Origin of the sequence: Stenotrophomonas sp. NRRL B-14846 (assembly GCF_050473585.1) — a bacterium.
Classification (GTDB): domain Bacteria; phylum Pseudomonadota; class Gammaproteobacteria; order Xanthomonadales; family Xanthomonadaceae; genus Stenotrophomonas.
On record NZ_JBFLUN010000023.1, the window covers coordinates 407,777 to 427,068 of the forward strand.

19 protein-coding genes are annotated in these 19,292 nt (G+C 67.1%); 13 read left to right on the forward strand and 6 right to left on the reverse strand.

What is annotated here, in order from left to right:
• Window positions 1–22: 22 nt before the first annotated feature.
• The gene (locus tag AB1281_RS23630; RefSeq protein ID WP_049444396.1) at window positions 23–1,321 is read right to left on the reverse strand and encodes a NupC/NupG family nucleoside CNT transporter; all 1,299 of its coding nucleotides are present in this window, start codon (window positions 1,319–1,321) and stop codon (window positions 23–25) included.
• 193 nt (window positions 1,322–1,514) lie between these two features.
• On the opposite strand from AB1281_RS23630, the gene AB1281_RS23635 reads away from it, so the two are divergent.
• The 7 genes from AB1281_RS23635 to AB1281_RS23665 all read left to right on the forward strand — a co-directional run bounded on the left by AB1281_RS23635 (window position 1,515) and on the right by AB1281_RS23665 (window position 8,076).
• Complete coding sequence (locus AB1281_RS23635; RefSeq protein WP_430347207.1) at window positions 1,515–2,486, forward strand: aldo/keto reductase; 972 nt, start codon at window positions 1,515–1,517, stop codon at window positions 2,484–2,486.
• Between the two features lie 243 nt (window positions 2,487–2,729).
• Entirely contained in the window at window positions 2,730–2,924 is a 195-nt protein-coding gene (gene hemP, locus AB1281_RS23640; protein ID WP_005412278.1) for a hemin uptake protein HemP, read from the forward strand.
• A gap of 153 nt (window positions 2,925–3,077) precedes the next feature.
• A complete protein-coding gene (locus tag AB1281_RS23645) occupies window positions 3,078–5,270 on the forward strand; it encodes a TonB-dependent hemoglobin/transferrin/lactoferrin family receptor (protein ID WP_430347208.1) in 2,193 nt (730 codons plus the stop codon).
• A 4-nt stretch (window positions 5,271–5,274) separates the two neighbouring features.
• A complete protein-coding gene (locus tag AB1281_RS23650; protein ID WP_049444399.1) occupies window positions 5,275–5,874 on the forward strand; it encodes a Hemin transport protein in 600 nt (199 codons plus the stop codon).
• Between the two features lie 73 nt (window positions 5,875–5,947).
• The gene (locus AB1281_RS23655; RefSeq protein ID WP_430344802.1) at window positions 5,948–6,883 is read left to right on the forward strand and encodes a DUF6607 family protein; all 936 of its coding nucleotides are present in this window, start codon (window positions 5,948–5,950) and stop codon (window positions 6,881–6,883) included.
• Window positions 6,884–7,156: 273 nt separating this feature from the next.
• Window positions 7,157–7,687, forward strand: coding sequence for a hypothetical protein (locus AB1281_RS23660; protein WP_430344803.1), 531 nt, complete (start codon window positions 7,157–7,159; stop codon window positions 7,685–7,687).
• Window positions 7,687–8,076 (forward strand): hypothetical protein, encoded by a 390-nt coding sequence (locus tag AB1281_RS23665; RefSeq protein WP_430344804.1) that lies wholly within the window; start codon window positions 7,687–7,689, stop codon window positions 8,074–8,076. The genes AB1281_RS23660 and AB1281_RS23665 overlap by 1 nt, the downstream gene beginning before the upstream one ends.
• A 45-nt stretch (window positions 8,077–8,121) precedes the next feature.
• Here AB1281_RS23665 and AB1281_RS23670 read toward each other — a convergent pair whose 3' ends face one another.
• The 4 genes from AB1281_RS23670 to AB1281_RS23685 form a co-directional block, all read right to left on the reverse strand.
• Complete coding sequence (locus tag AB1281_RS23670) at window positions 8,122–8,607, reverse strand: hypothetical protein (RefSeq protein ID WP_430344805.1); 486 nt, start codon at window positions 8,605–8,607, stop codon at window positions 8,122–8,124.
• Between the two features lie 2 nt (window positions 8,608–8,609).
• Window positions 8,610–8,963, reverse strand: coding sequence for a DMT family protein (locus AB1281_RS23675; RefSeq protein WP_138953239.1), 354 nt, complete (start codon window positions 8,961–8,963; stop codon window positions 8,610–8,612).
• Window positions 8,964–9,032: 69 nt separating this feature from the next.
• Window positions 9,033–11,549, reverse strand: a complete 2,517-nt coding sequence (locus AB1281_RS23680) for an ABC transporter permease (RefSeq protein ID WP_430344806.1) — start codon at window positions 11,547–11,549, stop codon at window positions 9,033–9,035.
• Entirely contained in the window at window positions 11,546–12,193 is a 648-nt protein-coding gene (locus AB1281_RS23685) for an ABC transporter ATP-binding protein (protein ID WP_014036021.1), read from the reverse strand. The genes AB1281_RS23680 and AB1281_RS23685 overlap by 4 nt, the downstream gene beginning before the upstream one ends.
• A gap of 75 nt (window positions 12,194–12,268) precedes the next feature.
• On the opposite strand from AB1281_RS23685, the gene AB1281_RS23690 reads away from it, so the two are divergent.
• The 3 genes from AB1281_RS23690 (at window position 12,269) to AB1281_RS23700 (ending at window position 15,142) form a co-directional block, all read left to right on the forward strand.
• Window positions 12,269–12,913 carry an arylesterase gene (locus AB1281_RS23690; RefSeq protein ID WP_430344807.1) on the forward strand — a complete coding sequence of 215 codons (645 nt, stop codon included), beginning with the start codon at window positions 12,269–12,271 and terminating at the stop codon, window positions 12,911–12,913.
• 88 nt (window positions 12,914–13,001) lie between these two features.
• The gene (locus AB1281_RS23695) at window positions 13,002–13,715 is read left to right on the forward strand and encodes a response regulator transcription factor (RefSeq protein ID WP_002811889.1); all 714 of its coding nucleotides are present in this window, start codon (window positions 13,002–13,004) and stop codon (window positions 13,713–13,715) included.
• A gap of 155 nt (window positions 13,716–13,870) precedes the next feature.
• The gene (locus AB1281_RS23700; RefSeq protein ID WP_164115831.1) at window positions 13,871–15,142 is read left to right on the forward strand and encodes a sensor histidine kinase; all 1,272 of its coding nucleotides are present in this window, start codon (window positions 13,871–13,873) and stop codon (window positions 15,140–15,142) included.
• Window positions 15,143–15,437: 295 nt separating this feature from the next.
• Here AB1281_RS23700 and AB1281_RS23705 read toward each other — a convergent pair whose 3' ends face one another.
• Entirely contained in the window at window positions 15,438–16,139 is a 702-nt protein-coding gene (locus AB1281_RS23705; protein ID WP_430344808.1) for an SGNH/GDSL hydrolase family protein, read from the reverse strand.
• A gap of 214 nt (window positions 16,140–16,353) precedes the next feature.
• On the opposite strand from AB1281_RS23705, the gene AB1281_RS23710 reads away from it, so the two are divergent.
• The 3 genes from AB1281_RS23710 (at window position 16,354) to AB1281_RS23720 (ending at window position 18,917) form a co-directional block, all read left to right on the forward strand.
• Window positions 16,354–16,749 carry a diacylglycerol kinase gene (locus AB1281_RS23710; protein WP_049443619.1) on the forward strand — a complete coding sequence of 132 codons (396 nt, stop codon included), beginning with the start codon at window positions 16,354–16,356 and terminating at the stop codon, window positions 16,747–16,749.
• Window positions 16,750–16,782: 33 nt separating this feature from the next.
• The gene (locus tag AB1281_RS23715; RefSeq protein ID WP_005408127.1) at window positions 16,783–17,532 is read left to right on the forward strand and encodes a TerC family protein; all 750 of its coding nucleotides are present in this window, start codon (window positions 16,783–16,785) and stop codon (window positions 17,530–17,532) included.
• Between the two features lie 224 nt (window positions 17,533–17,756).
• Window positions 17,757–18,917, forward strand: a complete 1,161-nt coding sequence (locus AB1281_RS23720; RefSeq protein ID WP_430344809.1) for an MFS transporter — start codon at window positions 17,757–17,759, stop codon at window positions 18,915–18,917.
• Window positions 18,918–19,292 lie beyond the last annotated feature (375 nt).

Below are 19,292 nucleotides of genomic sequence, written 5' to 3' on the forward strand. Positions count from 1 at the left end.
GAATCTTTTCTCAACCAAGGGTTCAACTGAAGTGCGTCAGCACGCCGGCGATGGTCGCCGTCATGAAGGTGGCAATGGTACCGCCCAGCACCGCGCGCAGGCCGAACTTGGCCAGATCGTGGCGACGTTCCGGCGCCAGGCCGCCGATGCCGCCGATCTGGATCGCGATCGAGCTGAAGTTGGCAAAGCCGCACAGCGCGTAGGTGGCGATCAGGCGGCCTTCCTCGGACAGGCTCACGCCGGCCACCTGGCCGTTCACGATCTGCGACAGCTCGGTGTAGGCCACGAACTCGTTGATCACGACCTTCTGGCCGATCAGCGAACCAACGGTGGTGGCATCAGCCCACGGGGTGCCGATCACCCAGGCGATCGGAGCCAGCACGTAACCGAAGATGGTCGACAGGTTGGTCGGCTTGCCAATGGCGGCGGCCAGGCCGGTCACATCGCCGATCCAGGTCAGCGGGGCGTTCAGCAGCGCGATCAGGGCGATGAAGGCCAGCAGCATCGCGCCGATGTTCAGCGCCAGCTTCAGGCCGTCACCGGCACCGGCGGCGGCCGCGTCGATGATGTTGCTGGAGGTCTTTTCGACTTCCATCTTCACCGTGCCGCGGGTGAGCGGGGTACCGGTTTCCGGGATCAGCAGCTTGGCCACGACCAGGGTGGCCGGTGCGGCCATGATGCTCGCCGCCAGCAGGTGCTTGGCGTAGAAGGCCTGCTGCGCCGGGTCGCCACCGCCGAGCATGCCCACGTAGGCCGCCAGCACGCCGCCGGCGATGTGGGCCATGCCGCCGATCATCATGGTCAGCAGCTCGGACTGGGTCATCTTGGCGATGTACGGGCGCACGGTCAGCGGCGCCTCGGTCTGGCCGATGAAGACGCTGGCGCAGACGCTGGTGGTTTCCGCGCCGGACACGCGCATCACCTTGGTGATCGACCACGCCATCACGCGCACGATCGCCTGCATGACGTTGAGGTGGTACATCACCCCCATCAGCGCCGAGAAGAAGATGATGGTCGGCAGCACCTGGAAGGCGAAGATGAAGCCGTAGTTCTTGGTGTCCATCAACGAGCCGAAGATGAAGCCCGAGCCCTCGTTGACGAAGCTGAGAACCTTGACGAAGCCCTTGCCCAGCGCGTCGAACACGTCGCGCCCGCCCGGCACCAGGATCACCAGCGCCGCGAACGCGATCTGCAGGGTGATACCGGTGGCAACCAGCTTCCAGTCAACCGCACGCTTGTTGTTGGAAAACAACCAGGTGATGCCGATCAGCACCGCCAACCCGAACAGGCCGAAGCCGATCCTGCCCAAACCTTCGACCATGTGAGTGACTCCCCTGGGGCGTCGCGAAAAACGGGAAGCCTAGTGCAGGGCAGGGGCCGGGGCAAGAAAAAGCAGCGTGCGCGCACCCATCGGTACCGATCAGGCCAGCAACGGCAAGGGCTTGCGGCCGGCGGCGGCAGGTAGAATGGGGCTCGATCCCGGCCCGGATGCGGGCCCGCAGCAGGAGATTCGCATGCAATACCGTCGCCTGGGCTCCACCGGCCTGCCGATTTCCGCCCTGTCCTTCGGCGCCTGGGTGACCTTCGGTGACCAGATCCCGCGCGACGAGGCCCGCAACCTGGTGGCTGCCGCCTGGGACCATGGCGTCAACTTCTTCGACAACGCCGAGGGCTATGCCAACGGCCGCGCCGAACAGGTGATGGGCGATGTGATCGCCGACCTGCGCCTGCCGCGCGATGGCATCTGCGTCTCCAGCAAGGTGTTCTTCGGCAGCGCCAAGGACCCGCGGCCGACCCAGCGCGGCCTGTCGCGCAAGCATGTGACCGACGCCTGCCACGCTGCGCTCAAGCGCCTGCGGGTGGATTACCTGGACCTTTATTACTGCCATCGCCCGGATCCGGACGCGCCGATCGCCGAGACCGTGCATGCCATGGATACCCTGGTGCGGCAGGGCAAGATCCTCTACTGGGGGACCTCGGAGTGGTCGGCGGTGCAGATCCAGCAGGCGCTGGACATCGCCGAGGCGCGCAACCTGCAGGGCCCGTCGATGGAACAGCCGCAGTACAACCTGCTGCACCGCGAACGGGTCGAGGTCGAGTACGCGCCGCTGTATGCCGGTGCCGGCCTGGGCACCACCATCTTCTCGCCGCTGGCCTCGGGCCTGCTGAGCGGCAAGTACGACCAGGGCATTCCGGCCGACGCGCGGCTGGGCCGCGAGGGCATGGAATGGTTGCAGGCGCTGGTGCTGGGTGACGACGCCGGGACCCGCCTGGCCCAGGTGCGCCGTTTCAGCGAGGTGGCGCGCGCACTGGGGCACGCCCCGGCCACGCTGGCCATCGCCTGGTGCCTGCGCAACCCGAACGTCTCCAGCGTGATCCTCGGTGCCAGCCGGGTCAGCCAGCTGCTGCAGAACCTGCAGGCGCTGGACGTGCTGGAGCAGGTTGACGCCGCCGGCTGGGCGCAGGTCGAAGCCGTCTTCGCCTGACAGCTCCCTGTAGAGTCGAGCCATGCTCGACTCCGCGCGCAGCGCGGGAGTTCCCAGGCGACGGCGCCTAGAGCAGTCGAGCATGGCTCGACGCTACAAGGGCGCCACGCCATTCTGATTGATGAGGTCTATCGAATTTTCGAATTCGATCATTAATCTCATCAATGAAATTGAGAATGGTTGTTGATTGTCAACTGAGAATCATTATCATTTAACTCGTCCCTCGCACGAGTCCAGATGCTCATGAATGCTCAACCTGTACTGCTGCGCCCCGAAACGCTGACCCTCCGCGATCGTCCGGTCCGTGTCGTTCCGCCGGAAGAGGTCATCGACAGCGAAGCCCTGCTCAAGGGCCGTCGTGAAATCCTGATCCAGCACGGCGACCGCTTCTATCGCCTGCGGCACACCAGCAACGACAAGCTGATCCTGACCAAGTAATCGCGGCCTGGTCGCCCGCCCCCCTCCCTCCTGCCGGCTGCGCCGACAGGGTGGGCGACCCGTCCGCTCCCGCTCTCTCCCCCTCGGTCTACCGCGTGCACCCTCCGGGTGTGCCGGTAACCGGGGGTTCCCCTGCCTGACCGAACGAACCCGATGACCCGCCAAACCGCCCTTTGCCTTGCCGTCTGGATGGCCCTGCCGCTGTCCGCCCATGCTGCTGCCGTGGCCACCGCCGCACCCGACGCGCGCGAATTCGACCGCGTGCAGGTCACCGCCACCCGTACCGAGCGGGCGGTGAGCGATGTGGCGGCCACCGTGGACGTCATCGACCGCGAGCAGATGGACCGGCACCTGGTGCAGGACATCAAGGATCTGCTGCGCTATGAGCCGGGCCTGTCGGTCAGCCGCAGCGCCGCGCGCTTCGGCCTCGGCAGCATCCGCATCCGTGGCCTGGACGGCAACCGCGTGCGTGTGCAGACCGATGGCATCGCCATGCCGACCAGCTTCAACATCGGCTCGTTCTCCAACGCCAACCGCAACTTCACCGACCTGGACACGCTCAAGCGCGTGGAGATCGTGCGCGGCCCGGCCAGCTCGCTGTACGGGTCCGATGCGCTCGGTGGTGTGGTTGCCTTCGTCACCAAGGATCCGGCCGATTACCTGAAGGATGGCAAGGACAGCTACGTCGGCCTGAAGTTCGGCTATGACGGCGAGTGGAAAGGCCTGCTCGGCGGCGTCACCAGTGCGTTCGGCGGCGAACACTGGAGCGGCATGGTCAACATCAACCATCGCCAGGGCCAGGAAACCGACAACAAGGGCGACGTGCGCAGCCTCGACAACACCCGCACCGCGCCCAACCCGCAGGACCGCGATGGCCGCAGTGGCCTGGCCAAGCTGGTCTATGCACCCAGCGAGGACCAGCGCTTCCGGCTGACCGTGGAAGGCAACGAAGACAACACCGATACCAACGTGCTGTCCTCGATCGACCGCACCACCACCACTGGCATGAAGGCACGCGACACGCAGAACCGCACCCGCGTGTCGTTCGCCCATGAAATGGATGCGCTGGACAAGGGCTTCGCCGACAGCCTGCATTGGCAGCTGTATACCCAGCACAGTGAAACCACCCAGATCACCGATGAGGACCGCGCCAACCGCAGCCGCCGCCACCGCGAGTTCAACTTCGACCAGCGCGTGTACGGCCTGCAGGCGCAGTTCAACAAGGCGTTCAGCACCGGCAGCGTCGAGCACGCGTTGACCTACGGCTTCGAGGGCGCGCGCACCGAGATCCGCCAGAAGCGCGACGGCTACCAGGTGCTGGCCAATGGCCAGACCAGCACCACCATCCTGCCCGACGCCTTCCCGGTGCGCGATTTCCCGATCAGCAAGACCACCGAGCTGGGCCTGTACGCACAGGATGAAATGCGCATGGCCAACGGCAAGCTGTCGCTGGTGCCGGGCGTGCGCGTGGACCGCTACGAACTGAAGCCGGAGGTGGACAGCATCTTCGCCGAAGACAATCCCGGCGTTGCGGTGGCGAAGCTGACCAAGACCAGCGTGTCGCCGAAGCTGGGCATGGTCTATCGCTTCACCGACGAATGGTCGCTGTTCGCGGGTTACTCGCATGGCTTCCGCTCGCCGCCGTACAACGACGTCAACCTGGGCTTCACCAACTTCGCCTTCGGTTACACCGCCATTCCCAATCCGGACCTGAAGCCGGAAACCAGTGACGGCATGGAGCTGGGCCTGCGCTTCCTGTCGCCGGCGGCCTACGTCAGCCTCAGCGGCTACTACAACGAGTACAAGGACTTCATCGAGTCGCAGTCGCTGGTCGGTACCAACGCCCAGGGCCTGATGGTGTTCCAGTCGCGCAACATCGCCGATGCGCGCATCTACGGTGCCGAGATGAAGGCCGGCGTCGACTTCGGCCAGATCAGCCCGGCGCTGCAGGGCTGGGCGCTGCGCAGTTCGGTGGCGTGGTCGCGCGGTGACAACAAGACCGAAGACACGCCGCTGGATTCGGTCGACCCGCTGCGTGGCACCGTCGGCCTGATGTACGACACCGATACCTGGGGCGTCGAACTGGCCGGTACCTTCGTCAAGCGCAAGGACCGCGTCACTGCGGCCACGGTGTACCGCCCGGCCGGCTACGGCGTGGCCGACCTGATGGCGCACTGGAACTTCGCCCCGGGCGCGACCTTCAACGTCGGCGTGTTCAACCTGGGCGACAAGCGCTACATCGACTGGTCCAACGTGGGTTCGACGCTGTCGCCGACCAGCCGCGTGCTGGATCGCTATACCAGCCCGGGCCGCACCCTCTCCGCAAGCCTTGCCGTTTCCTGGTGACCTCATGAGCCGAGCCTTGTCCGCACGCAGGAACGACGCCATCGCCGCGCAGGGCAGCGCGGCCTGGCCGACGCCGGCACAGCTGGCCACGCTCGGCACCGTGTTGTGCCTGTACCGCGCTGACGGCAACGAGCTCGGTGGCTGGCGCCAGGCAGTACGCGTGCATGCCTGCCAGGGCGTGGACAGCGAGGGCGTGCGCGAAAGCCTGTGTTTCCTCGATGCCCGCGGACGCTGCGTGTGGCGCCTGTACCTGCTGCCCGACAGCGATTTCCTGGCCTGGGACCGGCTGGTCGCGGCGTTGCCGCCGGGCCCAGAACATGACAGCGATGGCAGTGTCGGCGAACGCCTGTGGCGGCGCCTGGCCGGGCACCTCGGCGGCCAGCGCTGGCGCCTGTGCACGTTGCGCCTGCATGCCGCCGACGATGGCCGCACCCTCGCTGCAAGCCTGTCGACGTTGTCCTCGCTGGGCGCAGCCACCGCGCGTCGCATCGCGCGGCTGGAAGGTGCCGAAGGCGAGCTGGCGATCGACGACTGCTGCTGCGCCGACGCCGCGCGCCGGCCGGCGCCGCGGGTTCCCGGCGACCTGCCGCTGATCCGGCTGTGACCCTTTCCTGATGGAACGCCTGTCGGCCACGGACGGCCTCTCACTACATCTGCAACCCCGAAGGAAGACCCCGATGAAGTTCCAGACAGCCAGCGTCATGCTGCTGCTCGCCGCCAGCGGCGTGGCCAGCGCGCAGCCCTCCGACATCGCCCGCGACCATGACAGCATCCTTGCCATGCAGGGCGAGTACACCGTCGATTTCGCCTTCGACGAGACCGTGCTGCTCAAGCCCGGCTACGAGCGTGCGCCGGCGATGCGCAGCGGCGGCAACGAGCTGGTCATCGTGGTCGAGGACACCCCCAGGCGCATCGTGCTGCAGCACCTGCTGCTGGACGAGAAGAGCGGCCACATCACCAAGCACTGGCGCCAGGACTGGGTCTACGAAGCGCCGAACCGCTTCGAGTTCAGTGCCGACCAGACCTGGCAGGTGCGCAGCATCCCGGCAGCCGTGAACAAGGGCGCCTGGACCCAGTGCGTGTACGAAGTGAGCGATGCACCGCGCTACTGCGGCACCGGCACCTGGACCTACACCAACAACGTGCCGACCTGGACCAGCGACCTCAGCTGGCGCCCGTTGCCGCGTCGTGAATACACCAAGCGCAGCGACTACAACGCGCTGGCCGTGGTCAACCGCCACACGCTCACGCCCAATGGCTGGACCCACGAGCAGTTCAACACCAAGGTGCAGCGCAACGCCGACGGCAGCCAGGTGGAGATCGCCCGCGAGTTCGGCTTCAACGACTACGTGAAGACCACCGAGATCGACTTCACCCCCGCCCGCGACTACTGGAAGGCCACCGCCGGTTACTGGGCCAAGGTGCGCCAGCGCTGGGACGGCTTCCTCGGCCAGGCCCCGGGCGTGCACCTGAAGACCAAGCTCGACGGCATGGCGATGATCATCCCGCTGTTCACCCAGGCTGAAGAGATCCAGTCCGGCAAGAAGGTGAAGGACACGCAGATCGACGACGTGTTTGCCAAGTACGTTGAGAAGGCGCCGAAGGAAGGCTGATCGCCACGGCGCCGGCGGGTGCCGGGTTTGCTCGGCACCGCATCCACGCATGGCGTGGATCTACTGGGCGGACCTCTGCTTTGGTAGGTGCCGAGCTTGCTCGGCACGCTCTTCGCCGGCGATTGCACGTGGCATCCATGCTTGCGGTTGCGTTACATGGCGCCTGATGCGTATTGCTTTGACGCAATTGGCCAAATTTCCTCGAAACCTCTGATCGTAGGTTGGGTGTGCGATAGGGTAGGTGGTTCATTCCACCCATGATCATGCCGGTCGATGAAACTCTCCGAGCTCTGCAGTCAACTGTTGTCCGGTGAAGCCTGCGACGACATCGACAGTTTCTATCTTGAAATCGACGACTTCGAGGAGGTGGAACTTGTCTCGCGCTTGAGTCGGATCGATGGAGTGCTGGAGCGCCTTGGGCCTCGATGGACATCGGCCTATCTGCTCAGTCTTTGCAGTCACGTCCTTTCAATCGTCCGCATTGCTGGCAAGGTGCGCGGTGGCACGGGCTCGGAGATGTTCCTCGCATTGAGCTTCAACGACTTCGAGTTGCACGCGCAAGAAGGCATCCTGCTTCCAAGCGTCTTCTACTATCCAGGCCCCGAGGGCCTTGCGTTCGGGAACCGCCGTCGGCACGAATCCAGCAGGGTGGCTTCGGCTGAGATCGACGTTGTGCGCTCCGTGTTCGAAGACGCTGGCATGCTCGCTGGCTTTCGCTTCTGCGAGAGCCGCGCTGATGGTCCCACAGGTCACGACGTGGTTCGTGTCTTTGCGATTCCATTATCCGAGAATGGGGTTCGCTGATGCTCGTGCAAGAGCGCCAGGCGTTCGAAACCTACCTGTCCGATCCGCAGGTCTATGATCGTCTCGAACAGCATTTCCTCGACGCGTTCACGGCTGGCATCCACGCGGCCAATTTGCGTGCTGAAGACTTCCGCAGCCCGCATTGCAACGTGTTCTTCGTCGATGGCACAAAAGACCGCGAAGCCAACCCCATTTTCTCCGCAAAGCATCTGACCAGCGGCAACATCGTCCGTAGCGTCATTTTCGAAAGTCACCCGTACTACACCGAAGTCCACAACCGGGTAGGGGATGACAATGCCAAGGACGAGATCTGCGTGTTCATATCGCTTTCGGGAATGCAGCGTGCGATGGATACGACCGTGGCTTGGGCGAAGCAGCAGGCGTTGTGAACCGCATCCACGCATGGCGTGGATCTACTGACCTTTGCCTCGCACTCAGGACGCCGGTCCACCCAGCGTGGTGAGGTCCACCCCGGCGTCCTGGAACGTACGCAGGGTGGCCTGCAGGCTCGCCTCGTCATCGCGCGTGCGGACGCCCATGATGGCGTCGCTGCAGCGCGCGCGGTCCGTGCTGCACGCCTGCGGGTCGGGCAGCAGCAGCGCGGTCTGCGCGACCAGGATCGCCATGTGCGCCACTTCCTTTCTCGGCGTTGGTTGCCCCCGGTAGAACCGGTCGAACTCCGCGCGCAGGTCGGCCAGCACCTCGGCATCACCACGCGCGTGCGCTGCATCGGCCGGAACCAGATAGGTCTGGCGGCCCTCATGGAAGGCGCGCACCTCATCGGCCAGTACCGTTTCCAGCACGAAGGCCTGTACCGGGTCCGGGACATGGCCCACCGCAGTGCGGGCACACGCGGGCAGCATCGCCAACAGCAGCGGCACGCCGACGAGAAGCGCGCGCAGGCAGAAGCCGTGTCTCATTGCTATTCCTTGAACATCAGAAACGCCGCCGCCACGATCAACCCGAACGCGGCGTAGTGGTTCCACTTCAGCGGCTGGCCCAGGTAGAACGCGGAGAACACCGCGAACACCAGCAGCGTGATCACTTCCTGCATGCCCTTCAGCTGCGGCGCCGAATACACCGCGCTGCCCAGCCGGTTGCCGGGCACCTGCAGGCAGTACTCGAAGAAGGCGATGCCCCAGCTGACCATGATGACCATCATCAGCGGCGCGCTCTTGTATTTCAGGTGGCCGTACCAGGCGAAGGTCATGAAGATGTTGCTGCCGAGCAGCAGCAACACCGGGTAGAGGTAAGCGGCGAACGACGTGCCGGGCATCCGGGCGATCTCGTGGGGGTGGGGCGCGCAGCATAGCGCTGGCGCCCCCCGATGCGTGTCACGGCCGCGTCAGGCCTCGCGCAGCGCCAGTGCCGGCGGCGTATGCAGGATCGCCCGCGTGCCCCACCAGCCGGCCAGCAGGCTCAACGCGATGCCGACCACGCCGCCCATCAGCAGGCCCGGCCACGGCGGCAGCAACGGCAGCTCGAACACTTTCTGCGAGACCGCCACGCCGATGGCCGCGGCGGCGCCCACCGCCAGCAACGCCGCCAGCGTGCCCAGCGCGCCGAACTCGACCAGCACCGCGCCGCGCAGCTGGCGCCGGGTCGCGCCCAGCGTGCGCAGCACCGCGCTGTCGTAGCGGCGTTCGCCGGCCGTGGCCTGCAGCGCGGCCAGCAGCACCAGCACGCCCGCCAGCAGGCTGAACACCATCACCAGCTGCACCGCCTGCGCCACCCGTTCCATCACATCGCGCACCTGCGAGATCACCGCGTCCACGTCCAGCAGCGACAGGTTCGGCTGCGCGCGTACCAGCTCGCCCAGTCCGGCCGCCTTGCCGGCCGGCAGATGGAACGCCGACAGCAGGTTGTGCGGGGTGTCGCCCACCGCATTCGGGTTAAGCAGCACGAAGAAGTTCGGCCGGAAGGTGTTCCAGTCGGCCTTGCGCACGCTGGTCACGGTGAATTCGCGTTCCTGCTCGCCCACTGCAATGCTGATGCGGTCGCCCGGGTACACGCCGTAGCGCTTGGCCCAGCCGATTTCCACCGACGCCTCTGCCGCGGTGCTGTCGGCCTTCCAGAAGGCGCCGTTGACCAGCGTGTTGGCGGGCGGGAAGGTGCTGCGCCAGCTGAAGTTCAACGGCCGGTTCTCGTCATCGTCGTCGCGCTGGGCCTCGCTGGACGCCGGCTGCCCGTTCTGTTCAGGCGAGCGGTCCACGCGCAGCGGCGGCTTGCCGTTGATCGCGATCAGGCGGCCGGTGGCCATCGGTTCGATGCTGGCGTCGCTGGCGCCCAGTCCACGCAGCGTGGCCAGCACGCTGTCGCGCTGCTCGGGCTGGATGTTGATCAGAAAGTAGTTGGGGGTATCCGCAGGCAGGCGCTCGCGCCACTGCTGCAGCAGGCCGGGGCCGGTCACTGCCAGCAGCAACAGCGCGCACAGCGACAGCGACAGCCCGACCAGCTGCATCACCGCCAGCAGCCGGCGCCGGGTCAGCGCGGCCAGGCCCAGCCGCCAGTTGCCATGCAGGCGGTGCTGCAGGCCGCGCAGCAGCTGCAGCAGCACGAAGCCGGCCCCACCGGCCGCCACCGCCAGTGCGGCCAGGCCGCCCAGCACCCACAGTGCCAGTTTCAGGTCGCCGGTGACCTGCACCGCCAGCAGCAGGCTGGCGGCCAACGCCGCCACATAGGCCAGCAACGAGGCCGGCGGCAGCGCGGCGAAGGAACGGTTGAGCACGCGCATCGGCGGCACCCCGCGCAGGCGCAGCAGCGGCGGCAGGCCGAAGCCGAACAGCAGCAACAGGCCGATGCCGGCGCCGGTCAGCGCAGGCATCGCTTCCGGCAGCGGCAGCCGCTGCGGCACCAGGCTGCCCAGCACCTGCACCAGGCCTTCCTGCGCGGCCATGCCCAGGCCGATGCCGAGCGCACAGGCCGGTACCGCCAGCATCAGCAACTGCAGCGCCAGGCCCAGCAGGATGTCGCGCTGGCGCGCGCCGAGGCAGCGCAGGATCGCCACCTGGTCGATGCGGCGCAGTGCGAAGCGGTTGGCCGCCAGCGCCGTGGCCACACCGGCCAGCAGCACGGCCAGCAGTGCACTCAGGCCGAGGAAGCGCCCGGCGAGGTCGAAGGCCTGGCGCACGCCACGCTGGGTGTCGTCCACGCTCAGCAGGCGCAGGCCTTTCACCTGCGGCAGCAGCCACTGGCGCAGCGCCGCGATCGGCTCCGCCGCGCCGGCGAACATCAGCCGGTAGTTGATGCGGCTGCCGGGGCCGAGCAGTCCCGTGCCTTCCACATCGGCGCGGTTGACCAGCAGGGTCGGCGAGAGCGTCAGCAGGTCGCCGCCGCTGTCCGGCTCGGCCTCGATGATGCCAGCGATGCGCAGCGTGCCGGCGCCGAATTCGAGGTCATCGCCGGCCTTCAGCCCCAGCCCCTGCAGCAGGCGTGGGTCGGCATAGGCCTGGCCCTTGGGCGGCATGCCGGCATCGGCGATCAATGCACCGCCGGGCGTGGCCCGTACCCGCAGCGTGCCGCGCAGCGGATAGCCCGCCTGCACGGCCTTGATGCTGGCCATCTGGCTGGCATCGCCGTTGAACAGCACGCTGCCGAAACTGGCGATACGGGTGTAGGCCAGTCCACGCCGTTGTGCCTCGTCGGCGAACGCCTGCGGCGGGTCGTCGCGGCCGGCAATGCCGAGGTCGCCGCCGAGCATTTCCGCCGCGCTGCCGGTCAGCGCCAGGTTGACCCGGTTCACCAGCGTGCCCACCGCGGTCATCACCGCCACGCCCAGCACCAGCGCGGCGAACACGGTCAGCAGGTCGCCGGCCAGGGCCTCGCGGCGCAGCGCGCGCCACGCGTGCCGCAGCACGTTCATGCCTGTGCCCCACGCTCGACCGGCAACAGGCGGCCGTCGTCGATGCGGTGGATGTACTGGCAGCGCTGGGCCAGGCGCAGGTCGTGGGTGACCAGCACCAGGGTGGTGCCGCTGCCGGCATTGAGCTCGAACAGCAGGTCGCTGATGTGCTGGCCGGTGGCGTGGTCCAGCGAGCCGGTCGGTTCGTCGGCGAACAGGATGCGCGGGCGGGTGACGAAGGCACGTGCCAACGCCACGCGCTGCTGCTCGCCGCCGGACAGCTGGCGCGGGTAGTGGCGGGCGCGATGGGCCAGGCCGACCTGCGCCAGCACCTCGTCCACCCGCGCGCGGTCCTCGCGCCCGGCCAGTTCCAGCGGCAGTGCGACGTTCTCGGCGGCGGTCAGTGCCGGCAGCAGGTGGAAGCTCTGGAACACGAAGCCGACTTCGCGCGCGCGCAGCTGGGCGCGCGCCTCTTCATCGAGATCGCCCAGATCCTGGCCGGACAGGGCGATGCGGCCGCGGCTGGGCAGGTCCAGCCCGGCCAGCAGGCCGAGCAGGGTGGTCTTGCCGGAACCGGAGGCGCCGACGATGGCCGCGCTGGTCCCTTCATGGACGGTCAGGGTGATGTTGTCCAGTATGTGGACTTCACCCTCCGGGCCCTGCACGGATTTGCCGACCTGGTCGACGGCGATGGCGACGGACGCGCTGCGGGGGGACAGGCTGTCGATGAGGAGACTCCAATGCGCAAGACGGGATGGAGCCGGCGAGCCGGCGCGATGATGGTGCTGCTGCTAGGGTTCCTGCTGCTGCCCGGGCTGGCCTGTGCCAAAGGTCCGGCCGGCACCGTGCTGGTGCTCGGCGACAGCCTCAGTGCTGCCCACAATATCCCTGTCGACGCCGGCTGGGTCAGCCTGCTGCAGCAGCGGGTCAGGCAGCAGTCGAAAACCCCGGCGCGCATCGTCAATGCCAGCATGAGCGGGGAAACCACTGCCGGCGCGCTGACCCGCCTGCCGGGCCTGCTGGCGAGGGAAAAGCCGACCGTGGTGGTGATCGCGCTGGGCGGCAATGACGCGCTGCGCGGGCTGACCCCGGCGCAGGTGCAGGGCAACCTGGAGAAGATGGTGCAGGCCAGCCAGAAGGCCGGTGCCAAGGTGCTGCTGCTGGGCATCGACGTACCGCCCAACTATGGGCCGGCGTATCGCCAGCGCCTGGCAGCGGCCTACAAGGCGCTGGCCACGCAGTACAAGGTGCCGCTGCTGCCGTTCCTGCTGGAGGGCGTGGCCCTGCAGCCGGGCATGATGCAGGCCGATGGCCTGCACCCCACGGCACAGGCGCAGCCGAAGGTGCTGGACAATGTCTGGCCGCTGCTCAGGCCGCTGCTCTGAATCGTTTTGATTTCCTCTTGACGGAACTTCACATCACGTCCACCGTCGATCCGGCATGTTTCACAAAGCTGAAGTTAGAGGGAATCACATGCGTCAGACGAAGGAGACTTCCGGCTTGGTGCTGGTGGTCGAAGACAACCGCAATATCTCCGAGATGATCGGGGAATACCTGGAAGGTCGCGGCTTCGAAGTCGACTATGCACAGGACGGCCTGGATGGCTACCGCCTCGCGGCGGAGAACAGCTATGACGTCGTGGTGCTCGACCTGATGTTGCCGCGCCTGGATGGCATCGAAGTATGCCGTCGCCTGCGCAACGATGCGCGCAAGTCCACACCGGTGCTGATGCTCACGGCACGCGACACCCTGGACGACAAGCTCACCGGCCTGGGTTTCGGCGCCGATGACTACCTGACCAAGCCGTTCGCGATCCAGGAGCTGGAAGCCCGCCTGCGCGCGCTGATCCGTCGCGAACGTCGCCAGGTCGGTTCGGAGGTGCTGAAGGTGGCCGATCTGGTGCTCGACCCGGTCAGCATGCGGGCGACCCGTGCCGGCACCGAGCTGCAGCTGTCGCCGATCGGCCTGCGCCTGCTGACCATCCTGATGCGCGAATCGCCGCGCGTGGTCACCCGCCAGGAGATCGAACGCGAGATCTGGGGCAACGGCCTGCCGGATTCGGACACCCTGCGCAGCCATCTGTACAACCTGCGCAAGATCATCGACAAGCCGTTCGACCGTCCGCTGCTGCACACCGTGCAGAGCGCCGGCTACCGCATTGCCGATATCGCCCAGCCGATGGCCTGATCGAGGCCCGTGCCGGTGCAGCTGCAGGCCCGGCCGGGCAACGGCCATGCACGGAGCAGGGGATGACCGGCCGGCGTTACCGCCGGTCATCGCCCGTGCACGACTACGGCGCAGTGCGCTGCCTATAATCGCAGCGCTCTGACCGGGACCCCGCAATGCCGCACGGCCTGCCGCGCAAGATCCGTATCGCCTTCATCCTGCAGGCAGTTCTGGCCAGCCTGGGCATCCTGCTCGGTGCCTGGCTGGTTTCGCTGGTGATCAAGCACAGCCTGGTCGGCGCGGCCCTGCGCGAGGAAGCGGCGTATTACTGGACGCTGCACGAGGCCTCGCCGGTGCAGCCGCCACCCAACACCCAGAACATCCGCGGCTACCTGCTGGAAAGCGGGCAGTCTGCGCTGTCGTTGCCGGCCAACCTGCGCAACCTGGAACCCGGTTTCCACGAACTGCCCAAGGATGACCAGCTGGTGCTGGTCGATGTGCGCCCGGCCGGCCGCCTGTACCTGGTATTCCTGCGTTCGCGCGCGGAGATGCTGGCCTTCTGGTTCGGCATCGTGCCGGTGCTGCTGACCTTGCTGGCGGTGTATGGCGCCAGCTGGGTCACCTACCGGGCCTCCAAGCGCCTTGTGTCGCCGGTGAACTGGCTGGCGCGGCGCGTCTCGCGCTGGGACCCTGGCCATCCGGAGGCGGCCGACCTGGAGCCGAACAAGCTGCCGGCGGACATGCAGGGCGAGACCCGGCAGCTGGCGGCCGCGCTGCATTCGCTGGCCAACCGGGTCAGCGCGCATGTGGCCCGCGAGCGCAACTTCACCCGTGATGCCAGCCACGAGCTGCGCACGCCGTTGACCGTCATCCGCGTGGCCAGCGACATGGCCCTGGGCGATGAAACCCTGCAGCCGCGCCTGCGCCGCAGCCTGCAGCGCATCCAGCGTGCCGGCCGTGACATGGAGGCGGTGATCGATGCGTTCCTGATCCTGGCCCGCGAGGCCGACGTCGAACCGCAGATCGAGCTGTTCGACGTCAACGACATCGTCCGCTACGAGGTGGACAACGCCAACGAGCTGCTGGGCAACCGGCCGGTATCTGTGCACCTGCACAGCGAAGGCCCGGTGCAGCTGCACGCACCGCCGCGGGTGCTGCAGGTGGTGGTCAGCAACCTGGTGCGCAACGCCTGCAGCTACACCGACGAAGGGCGTATCGACGTGCACGTGCTCAATGACCGGGTGGTGGTGCGCGATACCGGCATCGGCATGTCCGCCGAGGCGCTGTCGCGCGCGTTCGAGCCGTTCTACCGCGCTGAGCCAAGCCGCCCGCAGGGCACCGGCCTGGGCCTGTCGATCGTGCGCCGGCTGTGCGACCGCTTCGGCTGGAAAGTCAGCCTGGCCAGCGAGCCGGGCAAGGGCACCGAAGCGACGGTGATCTTCCGGTAGAGGGCTTTGGCCGGGCTGCGCCCGGCACCCGCCGAGGCAACATCAATATCAAAAGCGGGCATTCCGAGGAGTGGCGGGGCGGCGTGGGTGTGCAGGACACGCCGTAAACCCATCCATGGGGGCTCGATGGCGCCATCCATGGCGCCAACGGTCCTGCACACCCACACCGCCCCGCCTTCGACAGTTCCCCGCGATCCGCAGTGGATCCACGCCATGCGTGGATGAATTCAGTAGATCCACGCCATGCGTGGATAGTGTTGCGGTAGCGCCGGGCCATGCCCGACGCACGCCTGCTTCAATCGCACTTCACCTTCGGCGCCAGCGCCCTGGTCCAGATCGCATACCCGGCCGGGGTCATGTGCAGCATGTCCTCGCGGAACAGCGTCGCGTCCGGCTGTCCATCGGCGCCGAGCATCGGCGTGTAGATGTCGGTGAAGCCGGTATTGGGCAGCTTGGCCAGTGCGGCCTTGATCAGCGTGTTGGCTTCGTTGATCGCCGGCAGCAGGTGCGCGCGCGACGGGCTCGGCTTGATCGACAGGTACTCCACCTTCGTCTTCGGCAGGTCGCGATGCACGCGCTGCACGAAGGCGACCACGTCGTCGCGCACCTGCACGGCGCTGCGGCCGCTGTTGAGGTCGTTGTCACCGGCGTAGAAGAACACCTTGCACGGCGCATAGGGCACCACGATGCGGTCTGCATACCAGGTGCTGTCGCGCACTTCCGAACCGCCGAAGCCGCGGTTGAACACCGGCTGGCCGGGGAAGTCGGTGGCCAGGTTCTCCCAGAAGCGGATCGATGAGCTGCCGATGAACTCGATGCCACCGCGCGGCGGCGGGTTGGACTGGTCGGCGCTGGCGAAGCGGGCCATGTCGCCGGCCCAGGCCACGTTGGATACCTGTTCGGGCACCTGCGGCGGCTTGGCCGGGCTCAGGGCCTGGGCCAACGGTGCGGCAGTCAGCAGGCCCAGCATCAGCAGGCAGGTACGGCGACGGGACATCAGGCGCTCCAGCAGGCAAGGGGGGCTTCCATCATAGGAGCACGGCCCAGCCCGGCGCTTGCCCCTGGCAGGCCGTTCAGCGGGCCGGTGCGGGGTGCGGTTGGCGGCCTTGTGGCAAAATGGCGGCCATCTGCCTATTCCTGTGCACCCATGATTCCCTGCCGTGCGTCTGAGCGGTCGCTGCGCCGCGCCCCTGTTGCTGGATGTTCCACCCGTGGCTGATCAGTTCGGCCACATGCCCCGCGGCCCGCGCCGCATCTTCCAGGCCGCCCGCTGGTCCTGGCAGGGCCTGCGCGCCGCCTGGCTGCACGAGTCCTCGTTCCGGCTGGAGGTGTACCTGCTGGTGATGCTGACTCCGGTCGCGATCTGGCTGGGCCAGACCCCGGTCGAACGCGCGCTGCTGATCGGCTCGATGCTGCTGGTGCTGGCGATGGAGCTGGCCAACTCGGCCATCGAAGCGGTGATCGAACGCTACGGCAGCGAGATCCACGAGCTGGCCGGCCGCGCCAAGGACATGGGCTCGGCGGCGGTGTTCGTGCTGATGATGAACGTGCTGCTGTGCTGGGCGCTGGTCGTGGTTCCGCACGCGCTGGCCGGCAACTACGGCTGAAACCCCATTCCCCCACTGCCTTGAAGAGTTTCCATGTCCTTTGAGTTCCTCGCCGACCCCAATGCCTGGGTGACCCTGTTCACCCTCAGTGCGCTGGAAATCGTGCTCGGCATCGACAACCTGGTGTTCATTTCCATCGCGGTCAGCAAGCTGCCGGAAGAGCGTCGCCCGTTCGCACGCAAGCTCGGCATCGCGGTGGCCTGCATCACCCGCATCGGCCTGCTGGTGTCGCTGGCTTACCTGGCGCACATGGCGGCCAACCTGTTCACCGTGGCCGGCATGGGCATTTCGATCCGCGACCTGGTGCTGATCGTCGGTGGCCTGTTCCTGATCATCAAGGGCTGCATGGAGATCAAGGAACTGATCAGCGGTGGCGAGGACGAAGATCCCAGCACCACCAAGGCCTCGGCCGTGTTCGGCTACGTGATCGCGCAGATCGCGGTGATCGACATCGTGTTCTCGCTGGACTCGGTGATCACCGCCGTCGGCATCGCCGACCACATCCCGGTGATGGTCGCCGCCATCCTGCTGTCGGTGCTGGTGATGCTGCTGGCCGCCAACCCGCTGGGCCGCTTCATCGACGCCAACCCGACCGTGAAGATGCTGGCCCTGGCCTTCATCCTGATGATCGGTGCGGTGCTGATCCTGGACGGCCTGGACGTGCACGTGCCCAAGCCCTACATCTACGCCGCGATGGGCTTCTCGGTGCTGGTGGAGTGGCTGAACCTGCTGATGCGCCGCCGCGCCCGCGAACACAACGTGCCGGGCGCCGGCAACTGGTAAGCGCGCCACTGGCACGTGTGTCACCCAGAACCCCCGGCCTGGCCGGGGGTTCTGCGTTGTGGGGCCCGGTTCTACAACGGCACTGCGGTTTTTGCACTTGTAGCGGGGTTCCGGCCTCCACTTGTGAACCAGGATCAACAGTGTTTTCCCGGGGCGAGGCTTAATCCGGTGTGGCAAAGCGCGCAGGCTACGCACTCCCGATTCCCGCCCCCCAGGAAACCTTCATGAATTCCAGAGCCGCCTTGCTGGCGCTTGCCGTCGGCGCCTTCGCCATCGGTACCACCGAGTTTGCCCCGATGGGCCTGCTGCCGGTCATCGCCGACGGCGTGGGTGTCGGCATTCCCACCGCCGGCATGCTGATCACTGCCTACGCCGTGGGCGTGATGCTGGGCGCACCGGTGATGACCCTGCTGATGGGCCGTTTCGGCAAGCGCACCGCGCTGATGCTGCTGATGTCGATCTTCGTGGTCGGCAACCTGCTGTCGGCGCTGGCCCCGAACTACGGGCTGCTGTTGTTGTCGCGCCTGGTCACCAGCCTCAACCACGGTGCCTTCTTCGGCATCGGTGCGGTGGTCGCCGCCAGCCTGGTGCCGAAGGAAAAGCAGGCCGCAGCCGTGGCCACCATGTTCATGGGCCTGACCATCGCCAACATCGGCGGTGTACCGCTGGCCACCTGGGTGGGCCAGCAGCTCGGCTGGCGCCTGTCCTTCGCCGGTACGGCGGCGCTGGGCCTGGTCGCGATCACCGCGCTGGGCTTTGCGCTGCCGGCGTCCGCACCGGGGCCGCGCCCGGACGTGCGCCGCGAACTGAAGGCGATCCTGCAACCGCCGGTGCTGCTGGCGATGGCCACCACCGTGCTCGGCGCCGGTGCCATGTTCACCCTTTACACCTACGTAGCGCCGGTGCTGACCGAACTGACCGGTGCCTCCAACGGCTTCATCGCGATGTCGCTGGCACTGATCGGTATCGGCTTCACCCTCGGCAACGGCATCGGTGGGCGCATGGCCGACTGGTCGCTGGATGGCGCCACACGGATCCTGCTGGCCGTCCTGGCGGTGCTGATGTTCGTGCTGCCGTTGGCCTTCATGAGCCACGCCACCGCGGCGCTCGGTGTACTGCTGTTCGGCGCGGCGACCTTCGCCCTCGTACCGCCGCTGCAGATCCGGGTGATGCAGGCGGCCAGCGAGGCGCCGGGCCTGGCGTCGTCGATCAACGTCGGTGCGTTCAACCTGGGCAATGCCGTGGGTGCGGCGCTGGGCGGTGCGGTGATCAGCTCGGGCCTGGGCTACGCCGCGATTCCGGTGGCCGGTGGCCTGCTGGCGGCGTCCGGGTTGCTGCTGGCGTGGCTGGGGCGTCCTCGCACTGCGGTGGCTGAAGCCTGCTGAGGGGGGAGGGTTTCCGGCAGGGCTTGCAGCCCTGCACCCGCCGAGGCCACTGCAACAGCAAGAGCGTGCATTCCGTGGGATGGCGGGGTGGGTCAGTTTGCGGGGGACGCCGCAAGTACGTCCGTGTAGGCTCGGTCGCGCCATCCATGGCGCTCACGCCCCCGCAAACTGACCCACCCCGCCTTCGACAGTTTCCCGCGGTCTGCCGGAACGGCGTCCTGCTCCGGTAGGTGTCGACCTTGGTCGACACGAATGCCTGAAGAACCGGCTTTTGCTTTTGATTTTTTCTTTTGATCTTCCCGCGGTGCGCAGGAAACCGTATGAGGCCGGGCGGGTGGGCGTGGCGGGGGTATCCGCGCCATGGATGGCGCGGCT